The 9,823-nt window shown below is 34.2% G+C and carries 10 protein-coding genes and 1 pseudogene; all 11 read left to right on the top strand.

What is annotated here, in order from left to right; genetic code table 11:
- Nucleotides 1–333 precede the first annotated feature (333 nt).
- The 11 genes and pseudogenes from istA to L2586_RS24130 all read left to right on the top strand — a co-directional run bounded on the left by istA (nt 334) and on the right by L2586_RS24130 (nt 9,634).
- A complete protein-coding gene (gene istA / locus L2586_RS24175) occupies nt 334–1,887 on the top strand; it encodes an IS21 family transposase (RefSeq protein ID WP_235295582.1) in 1,554 nt (517 codons plus the stop codon).
- 28 nt (nt 1,888–1,915) lie between these two features.
- Nucleotides 1,916–2,644, top strand: coding sequence for an IS21-like element helper ATPase IstB (gene istB / locus L2586_RS24170; protein ID WP_235295581.1), 729 nt, complete (start codon nt 1,916–1,918; stop codon nt 2,642–2,644).
- Between the two features lie 767 nt (nt 2,645–3,411).
- Nucleotides 3,412–3,900: a tetratricopeptide repeat protein gene (locus L2586_RS24165; protein ID WP_235295580.1), complete on the top strand. Its 489-nt coding sequence runs from the start codon at nt 3,412–3,414 to the stop codon at nt 3,898–3,900.
- A gap of 173 nt (nt 3,901–4,073) precedes the next feature.
- Nucleotides 4,074–4,784: a S1 family peptidase gene (locus L2586_RS24160; protein WP_235295579.1), complete on the top strand. Its 711-nt coding sequence runs from the start codon at nt 4,074–4,076 to the stop codon at nt 4,782–4,784.
- Between the two features lie 20 nt (nt 4,785–4,804).
- A pseudogene (locus L2586_RS24915) lies at nt 4,805–4,978 on the top strand (CHC2 zinc finger domain-containing protein); the annotation flags it as partial.
- A gap of 12 nt (nt 4,979–4,990) precedes the next feature.
- Nucleotides 4,991–5,833 (top strand): hypothetical protein, encoded by an 843-nt coding sequence (locus L2586_RS24155; RefSeq protein WP_235295578.1) that lies wholly within the window; start codon nt 4,991–4,993, stop codon nt 5,831–5,833.
- Nucleotides 5,834–5,912: 79 nt separating this feature from the next.
- The gene (locus L2586_RS24150; RefSeq protein ID WP_235295577.1) at nt 5,913–6,089 is read left to right on the top strand and encodes a hypothetical protein; all 177 of its coding nucleotides are present in this window, start codon (nt 5,913–5,915) and stop codon (nt 6,087–6,089) included.
- Nucleotides 6,089–6,412, top strand: coding sequence for a low molecular weight protein tyrosine phosphatase family protein (locus L2586_RS24145; RefSeq protein WP_235295576.1), 324 nt, complete (start codon nt 6,089–6,091; stop codon nt 6,410–6,412). Before L2586_RS24150 ends, L2586_RS24145 begins: the two co-directional genes overlap by 1 nt.
- A gap of 108 nt (nt 6,413–6,520) precedes the next feature.
- Complete coding sequence (locus L2586_RS24140) at nt 6,521–7,309, top strand: hypothetical protein (protein ID WP_235295575.1); 789 nt, start codon at nt 6,521–6,523, stop codon at nt 7,307–7,309.
- Between the two features lie 362 nt (nt 7,310–7,671).
- Nucleotides 7,672–8,394 (top strand): hypothetical protein, encoded by a 723-nt coding sequence (locus L2586_RS24135; RefSeq protein ID WP_235295574.1) that lies wholly within the window; start codon nt 7,672–7,674, stop codon nt 8,392–8,394.
- 436 nt (nt 8,395–8,830) lie between these two features.
- Nucleotides 8,831–9,634 carry a tetratricopeptide repeat protein gene (locus L2586_RS24130; RefSeq protein ID WP_235295573.1) on the top strand — a complete coding sequence of 268 codons (804 nt, stop codon included), beginning with the start codon at nt 8,831–8,833 and terminating at the stop codon, nt 9,632–9,634.
- Nucleotides 9,635–9,823: the final 189 nt, after the last annotated feature.

Below are 9,823 nucleotides of genomic sequence, written 5' to 3'. Positions count from 1 at the left end.
CGGCATCTAACATGCGATTAAGGAGTAATTCCGCCTTAAATAATTCCCACTCCAATACGCATTTCGTAAAATTGTTTAATTTTAGAGGTAACATTGAGCGGAAGGCGAAACTCCTCTTATCGCTAAGTGCATATTCTGATTGGTTTGACCCCGCAGTTCTGATCAAACTGACCCCTCTAATTCTGGAGGTTTGACCCCTCTAAAATGGAAGAATGTTAATAATATTCTGATGGTTTGACCCCCTTGAATTGAAAAATTCTGATGGTTTGACCCCCTAAATAATGTGGATACATACGCTAAATAATATCATGTTAGTGACAAAAAATCACAAGCATGGGCAAAATAAAACGTATGGATCAAGTAAGATTAATACTTAGAACTTATCGTCGATGTGGCTCTTTTAAGGAGGCTGCTCGAAGATTAAAGATGTCTAAGAATACCATTAAAAACTATGTCAAAATTGCACTCAATTCAGGCGAGGAATTAGATAAAATTGTAGCCTTGAGTGAAGAGTCTTTTACAGCTCTTTTTCATCATGATCATAATGGTCACGAAGGTGAATTAGAAAAGACTTTTTTGGCAAATATTCCATTGTGGCTTAAAGAATTAACGAGACCTGGTGTGTCTCGTCAACTTATTTGGGAAGAGTATAGAAAAGATAATCCTCAGGGCTATTGCTACAGTCAATTCTGCGCAAAACTAAAAAGACATCTACGGTCTAAAGATTTAACAATAGCCCTTACTCACGAGCCGGGGGACACCTTGCAGGTTGATTTTGCAGGAAAGAAACTTTCTTGGGTAGATTCCAAAACTGGAGAAGTTAATGAATGTGAGGTCCTAGTTACCGTCTGTCCTTTTAGCCATTTTTGTTTTGTCATTGCCTTGCCTTCTCAGAAGGTAGCAGATTTTGTATACGGGATAAATCAAGCTCTTCGATTCTTAGGTAAATTACCGAAGAAAATACTTTCAGATAACCTAAAATCATATGTTACCACCTCTGACAGATATGAACCTAAATTCAATGATTTATGTGTTCAATTAGCAGATCACTATAACCTTGAATTACAAGCCACCAGACCACGCAAACCCAAGGATAAGGCTAGTGTGGAAAATGCTGTTCGAATTGCTTACCAACGAATCTATGCCCCTCTTAGAAACGAAGTGTTTCATAGCATAGAGGAACTGAATCGTGCAATAATTGATCAGTTAGCAATACATAATCAGATACCTTTTCAAAAAAAGGAAGGCTGCAGAAAGGAGCTTTTCGAGCAATATGAAAAGCCACTAATGGCTGAGCTACCAAACGAACTATTTGAGCTCAAAAAATCCACAAAGGCTAAGGTTCAAAAGAACTATCATGTTTTTCTGGGTGAAGAAAAGAACTACTATTCTGTTCCTCATCAGTATGTAGGCAAGTATGCAATCGTTTTGTATAACCGTACACTAGTCGAAATTTACATCGATAGAACAAGAGTCGCTGTTCATCAGAGACTGACTTATAGGAATTGTAACCGTTATCAAACTAATGATAAACATCTGCCCAAAAACCATGAACAGTGGAAGGCCTCTCAAGGATATGATGGAGCTTACTTTATAAAGCAAGCAGCTAAGATTGGTGAATCAACAGAATGGCTGATCCAGCAAGTTCTAATTGCTAAAATCTATGAGGCTCAAACTTATAAAAGCTGCGCTGGGATCTTACATCTTGCTAAACGATTTACTCCACAAAGAGTTGAAGCAGCAGCTCTGCGATGCAAGAAAGTTGGAAAAGGGAATTACCCCATGATGAAGAATATCCTAGCGAAAAATCTAGATCGTTCAGACGAAGTACTTATCCTAAAAATTCCTACTCACGATAATATCCGAGGCCCTCAAGCTTATCACTAATTAACTTTTAATCATAAAATTTAAATAAATGAAAAATGAATCGTTAGACATGTTTAGGCAGATGAAGCTCACAGGTATGGCCGATGCTTACCAAGCTGTCTTATCTCTGCCTATTAACAACCATCCTGAAGCTCACGACCTGATTGCGCAACTCATAGATGCTGAGTTCCAATATCGCACAGATCGACGAACCAAGATGTTTCTTAGGCTTAGCAAGCTCAGATACCAAGCTTCTATCCAAGACATCGAATGCAATGAAAAGAGAAATCTGAGTAAAGATACGCTTGCCTTTTTGGCTGATTGCAACTTTATCAATCGTGCAGAAAATGTATTGATTACCGGTGCAACGGGTTGCGGTAAATCATACTTGGCTTGCGCATTAGGAGACAATGCTTGCTTACACGGATACAGAACGCTTTACTTTAATCTTAACCGTTTTGCAGAACAAATCAGTCTAGCAAAAACAGATGGTTCTTTGATCAAATGGCTCGACAAGTTGAAGAAAGCCAAACTCATAATTCTTGATGATTTTGGTCTCCAGCCATTATCTCAATCCGTAAAGTTAGCACTGCTACAAATTCTTGAAGATAGATATGGAAAATCAGCAACTATAATTTGTTCACAGCTTCCTCTGAACTCATGGCATCCGTATTTAGATGAACCAACTATCGCTGATGCAATCTTAGACAGAATTGTACCTAAAGCACACAGAATTGATCTCAAAGGGGAAAGCCTCAGAAACAGATCTAAAATATAATTGTAAATTTGAAATAAGCGAGTTATCCACATAGGGGGTCAAACCTCCAGAACTAGGGGGTCAAACACATCAGAATAATCAGCTAAGACGTTACACATAATGAATTGACTCCGTCAATTCATTCCAGTTGTACTTAAGCCATTTCTAACGCTCAATTCCTTGAAACTTTTTTCGGTCGAAGCCAAAATTTTGTCAGGAGAAGACGATCAACTTAAACGCGCTAGAAAGCAAATTAAACAAGCACATTTCCTTCAATTCGATAGCCAAATCTTGCAACGGTAAACTCATCTTTGTCTTTGATCAATTACTGAAAATGTGTTTCAATTTGTTCAGGTTTTCACTTGCTTAATACAGAATCCTTCAACTTTCGCGCTTACAGTTAACTAGCAACTTTGCTCACTCCAATCCAAGCGTTCAATCTTGTCATGTTCCAACACGTCTTCTCTTTCGTATTATCGTTAGCTCGACCGAAAAAAGTAGGCCAACGCATCGATCTTCATGAGTCAGATAGTAAATGTCAACGTATCAATCTCCGCTTTTGGCTTTTTATAGAACTTACGAATGGCAAACACGATCGTGTGTCTTGAGATTCTTTTGATCACTATGTGTAACATGCGATGAAGAAGTGAATTTCGCCTTAAATAATTCTTACTCCAACACATTTTATCTAAAATTATATAACTTTAGAGGTAACGTTGGGCGGAAGGCGAAACTCCTCTTATCGCTAGGACGTTCTATGGCATTAAAAACTAAATACGACTAAATAAATGAGTTCAAAAATCCCAACTGTTAGACAAATTGCTTGGATATCAATAATTCCTCAATTATTGGTAATGGGACTGATATTTTTGATTTGGTATCAGTTTGACAAATCAAATTTTATAATTTTTGGGGCAATTACTTATCTGATAATTTCACAACTTTTAAGAAGAACAATTGCCAGAGCACACAGAAAAGGCATGATAAAGGTTAAAAAGGAGGAATTTAATGAAGCTATTCCGCATTTTGAGAATAGTTACCAATACTTTAAAAAGAATGATTGGATAGATAAGTACAGATTTTTAACTCTTTTAAGTTCAGGTAAAATGTCTTATAAAGAAATGGCATTGAATAATATTGCGTTTTGTTATGGTCAAATTGGAAATGGTAAATTGTCAAAGGAATATTATCAAAAAACACTTGACGAGTTTCCAGACAGTGGAATGGCAAAAGTTGGACTAAGATTATTGAATTCAATGTCAAACAATGGTGAATAGAGAACAACGCCATAGAACACTAGATATCAGCTCATATCTGCCTCCTTCGTCGCAGAGACGAGCGATATCATTTACCGTTAGTGGTCATTTATTGGTAAAAATTCCACTTCAAATTGCAAACCAAAGACTAAAATATGATTTTCTGTATTTTTACCTTATAAATACAACACACCATGCATGCTAAACCACATAATATCACAGTACCTATTTTCGGTCTCAAGAATCAAAAACCAAAGTTTATTGGAACTGGTTTTTTTATTGATCATATTGGAGGAATTGTCACTGCCAAACATGTTCTAGATAGAGCTGATATTGATCCCAAATCTGAATTTTTATTCACTCAGATTGTAAATGACAGCTCTTTTCAACCAAGAAAAATCAGACATATTTTTCATCATGAATCTGCCGATATTTGTTTGGCAAAACCAAACGTGCTTCAAATTGATGGAAAGGACTTTGAGAATCCTATTTGGGAATACGATTTTGATAAACCATCGATTGGCGAAAAAGTCATGACTTTCGCATATCCCAAAACCAACTTGAAAGATCCCGTGGCCAATATTTGGTCAATAGTTCCTGAAAACTATCATGGTGAATTGTTGGAGATACATTCCAGATGCCCTACATGCGGCATTACTACAGAATGCTATCAGACTACTATCGACATGTTATCAGGCTCGAGTGGAGGTCCAGTATTCAATGAAGCAGGTAAAGTTATAGGAGTAAATTCAATGAGCTATGATGTAGAAGAGGGAGAAATTCCTATCAGTTTCGTCACTCCCTTAAATTTCTTATTAGATATCAAAATTCAAAATGAGGGAGAAGAGATTTTGTTTAGAGAGCTTATAGGATATAAGTTAGGTTCACAAATTGATAATAAATAGATTAGAAGCTAAGAATTCTTATGAGTACCATAAATATAGTAGAAATAATTAAGGAGTACGTAGACTTACGGAAAGCTGGCGCAAATTGGAAAGGCAATTGTCCATTCCACAATGAAAAGACTCCATCTTTCGTAGTTTCACCAACGAAAGGTATTTTCAAATGTTTCGGTTGCGGAAAAGGTGGCGACCACATTAAATTTATTAGCTTGATTGAAGGCCTGAGTTTGGAAGAAGCGGAGAACTTTGTTAATAATAGTCAGGATGCTATTGTTTATGAAGAAGCAATTGAACCTATCTTACTTAAAATAATAGAAAGATTTGATAGCCATTCAGTTACAATAGCAGGGTTACTAAACTTTGATCAACTTTTATTAGACTTTTGTATCGGTAATTTAAAAAAATTAGAAGCATCTCTAAAGACCAACCATGAAGTTAATATAACTAGTATACATTTACTTCCAACCTCAACGATTAGGAATCTCGAAATGATAAAGGAAAACAACTCATTTAAACCTCAGTTTCAGAAGGTATATAGTCAAAGTCTTGTTCTATTAGTCTCCTATTTTACTTCTATTTTGAAAGAAATGTTCGTCAGTTCAGTAAATTTTCTCACTCTTTTTGATTCGCATTTTGCTCTTAAAATTCAAAGTAAAGTGAAGTTTGAGTTTAGGAAATTGGCTGAAAATAATTTTGATCTGAGAGGCAAATTGGGCGATATAATAATTGACAAAGAAAGCTATTCTTTTCAGGATATGAAGAGTTCAAAAGAAGCATTTAATAAATACTTTAATTTCGAAATCAGCCGGAATAAGGATCAAGACATAATCATAATGGGTCAAGCACTGCGACATGCAATTGTTCACAATTCTGAAGTCGTTGATTCAAAATTTCTTAATCAGACTAGAGATTGTCAGCTTGAAAATCACTATGAATTGAATGATGAAATAGTGCTTGAAAAGAAAGATGTCATCAACATTCAAGTATCGATGAAAAAATTCTTGCTTGAAATGAAGAATGAGTTAATTACAAAATTGCGAAACGACCACTAACATGCAGCGATAACTCCATACCTCCTTCGTCGGAACGGAGCATGCTGCGAAACCGTTATAGCCTATTAAAAATCACATAATGTCAAAAAGTTATCACGTTACGAGAAAAGACTTTAGCAAGCTTTCAAAAAGAGAAATTGACGGAATGGAAAAAGACCCTGATTCTTTGCTTTATAGTTGGGCAGATAAACATGGTGCTAAAAAAGACGCCATTCGAAAGAGGAAAAATAAGAAACAAATCAAGCATTTGGAATAATGAATGTACTCTTTATCTGCAGTCGAAATCAATGGAGAAGTAAAACAGCTGAAACTATTTTCAAAAATAGAGATGGCTACAATATAAGGTCTGCAGGAACTTCAAAAGTAGCTAGAATTCGAATTTCGCAAAAATTAATTGAATGGGCTGACTTAATTTTTGTCATGGAAAAGAAACATAAAAAAAGGATAGTAGAACTGTTCAATAAATCGATTGATTCCAAAGAAATAATTGTTCTTGATATTCCAGACAATTACAAATATATGGATGAAGAACTGATCAAAAACTTGGAAGATTCTGTATCTTTTTATCTTGAGAATTGATATGCAAACCAAAATTAGAGCAAAGGCAAAAGCAAAAAAAATACTATATCAGAGTAGTCTATTGCATCGTTCCTAATTTGCGTAAGAGAAGTATTATAGTTTGTAATGATGAAACAATTTAACATATTAATAATCTTAGTGATGCTTTCTTGTGGGAGAGAAGCAATAACATCAGTCGTTCCAAATTTAGAAAATCTTGAAGCTCAAAGTCTAATGGCAGATAAAGATTTGAATTCGAAAAAAATTAGCTACGATCAATACTTACAAATCAAATCAATTCAAAACAGCCTAAACTATGGACTATATGGAAAATTTGAGAAAAATACTTACGGCCAACTTCTCAAACAAAAGGCAAAATATCTTGATCAAAACGGCTTTTTTCCAGAAAAGTATATAAACGGATCAAAAATTAACTATTTAATAGATTCAATCTCAGAATCAGAAAATTCTGTTGATCTATTAGTAAGTTTATTTAATCAGAATACGACTCCAATACATTTAGATGAAATAGTAGTAGTGGTGGATGATATAATTGGCAAACAACTCACAATGTTCATTTATGAAATCCCTTTAACAGTCTCTAAAGAAAAGAATCTACAATTAGGACTAACAATTGATAAAAGTGAGTTAATTGATGCTTTCGATAGGCGAAATTTCGCGATTAGTGTAGACAAAATTAGGATTTTCAAGACACTCCGATTTAAGATAGTTGCCAATCAAGTCGACTCTAATCAAAACGTAGAAGAAGTTGATCTCAACTATTATCAAAATGCAGCTTGTATCTTGTATGAAATTATAGATAAATATGATCCTGAAAACGAACTAAAAAAAATGAATAGTGAATTTAATACACTTGTGGCATCCGAAGTAGATGTTAGAAACCTAACTTGCAAATAACAGGCTATAACATGCTGCGATCGCATAAGCCTTCCTTCGTCAGGCCTCTGGATGCAGCTATGACGTTCTCACTCATTAAAATAAAAAATATGAAAGAAAAACTGTTTTTGTCACCAAACCGAAATCTAATGGCAGCTAAAGGGATGCCTAAATGGTCAAGGCTTGGTGTTGACCTAATTTGTAAATCAAAATTTACTTAGATGGCAAAAACAGCCAGTGGTAAAAAGAAGGTATACGTCAAAGGTTATACTTACACTAACTCGAAAGGGAAACGTGTTAAGGTTCCAACACATTACCGTTCAACTAACGATTAGTTAGACCACGGACGGGGGTAAAACCCCGTTTTCTTTAACTTAAAATTTATGACAGAGAAACTGCAACATAAACATTGTACACCAGAGCAACTCTATTTGAAAATGTTAGAGATTGGTTCTGAGTGTATTTCTTGTGGAACAAACCTAACAAAAATTAAAGCCGAACTTCTGACTTGCAATCTGATCACGGATGATGAAGATGATACGACCTTAAAAATTATCTTTCAAAATTCATTCACTCATGATGAGACAAATACATATTACGGAAATTACTGCAAGGCTCCTGAACCAGAGTTTGAATGCAATCCTCAAAATCAAGATGAATACGATAAATTAACGCAAGCTTATAAAGATTGTAATCACGAGTATGAATGCACATGGTTTCTAACACCTGAAGCGTTAATGAATCTTTTGCGGCTAAAGGAGGCTGAAAAAAACAGGAAAACTTCGAGGAACACAAGAAATATATCATATGCCTCTTTAGGTGTGGCTGGTTGCATACTTTTAGCAAATCTACTTAGTATGATTTTCCCTAAATCTGTAGTAAAGGATGAAAATGTTAAAAGTATACAATCTGCAATTTTAAAAATTGATACTGCAATTAATGATCAATCCAAATTAATTTATCACTTGGATAGCATCGATCAAGTAAAGGATTCGATCCAAACTTTAAACGTTATTGGAAAAACAAATCTTGAAGAAATACATAAATCTATAAAATCAATAAATTGGAAAATTTTACAAATCAAGCGGGAAATAGAAAACGAGTGAGAACAAGTGATATGAGATCAGACTTGCTATCGCTACGTCCGCTCCATATCACCGATCCGTTATGAGTAATTCTCCAGACCTTTCATCTTCAAAATCCTAGAAATTTAGCTAGAAACTAATCTTCAAAATTTCGTATTTTGAAAACGAAAATAAATCAAGTTAGATAACGGAAAATTTAAAGTTAAATAATTTTGTAATATATAAAATACACATAATCAATATAAATATTCACCGTTATGAGTAATTATGCTAACTCGACCAAATATTAGATCAAGTTTATAGATGACTACAATAATAAAATGAATTTGAAAACTTTTAATTATCTAGTATTGACTTCTAAATATTGATTCAAAAGATAAATCACAATTAAAACCAATAAATCGATTAAAAATTGTCAAATAAACTCAGAGTTTTTGATCCACATTAAAAACATAAAATGAAATATTTTTTACCCTTGTTTATAATTATTGCTTGTTCATGCAAAAAAGGGATTGATCCTAGATCATTAGCTCTTAGTATTCAGAGTGAAAAACTGGAGAACCAAAATGAAATAATTAATTTAAATGAAGAGGCCATCCAAATAGATCCAAAAAACTACAGGGCTTATAATAACCTTGCAATTGCTCAACTTAAAACTAAAAAGGATACAAGTGAAGTGATTTTCAATTTAAATAGAGCTCTACAACTCGCACCCAAATACGACATAGCCTTTTATAATCTTGTAAATGTTTATCATGAATTCAAAGACTATTCTAATGTGATTACAAAAGGGGAAGAATATTTACTAAATTCAACTAATACACATATAGTTGCATTAGTTGGTGAAGCATACAACTATCAAGAACAATGGAGCAAAGCCGCAAAATATTTAGAAAAGGCTGTAAAGCTTGACTCTACACGTGCTGGAACTTTAAAAGAACTTGGCAAGGCGCAAATGTTTCTGGGAAACCTAGATATTGCATTATCAAATTTAGACAAAGCAATTGAGCTTGATCCCAATTATCATCAAGCCTACAACAGAAGGGCGATAGTCTATTCTGAAATTGGAGATTATGAAAAAGCTTTAAAAGATTATAACAAAAGTATCTCAATTCATCAAAGTGGTACTTATTTTTACAATAGGGGTATTTTATTTGCAGAAAAAATCCAAAATATGGAGAAGGCTTGTAAAGATTTACAATCTGCAAATGACTTATCTCATAAATTGTCATTAGGATATTATGAGATGCATTGCAAATAAATAAAAAAACTCATAACATGCCGAGATCACTGAATCCTCCCGTTGGTCGGACTCAGGATTCAGCTATCACGTTAGAGTGCCACTAATAAAACGATCGCGCAAAAAACCAATGTATTTTTAATGTTTATGGTTTCGAATAAATCCACCTTCAAAAAAGCGACACACCTTGCTTATTTAGCATTTTTTACG

Origin of the sequence: Portibacter lacus (assembly GCF_021533215.1) — a bacterium.
Classification (GTDB): domain Bacteria; phylum Bacteroidota; class Bacteroidia; order Chitinophagales; family Saprospiraceae; genus Portibacter; species Portibacter lacus.
The sequence above is the reverse complement of the archived record's forward strand: the minus strand, read 5'-3'. Positions and strand labels throughout refer to the sequence as shown.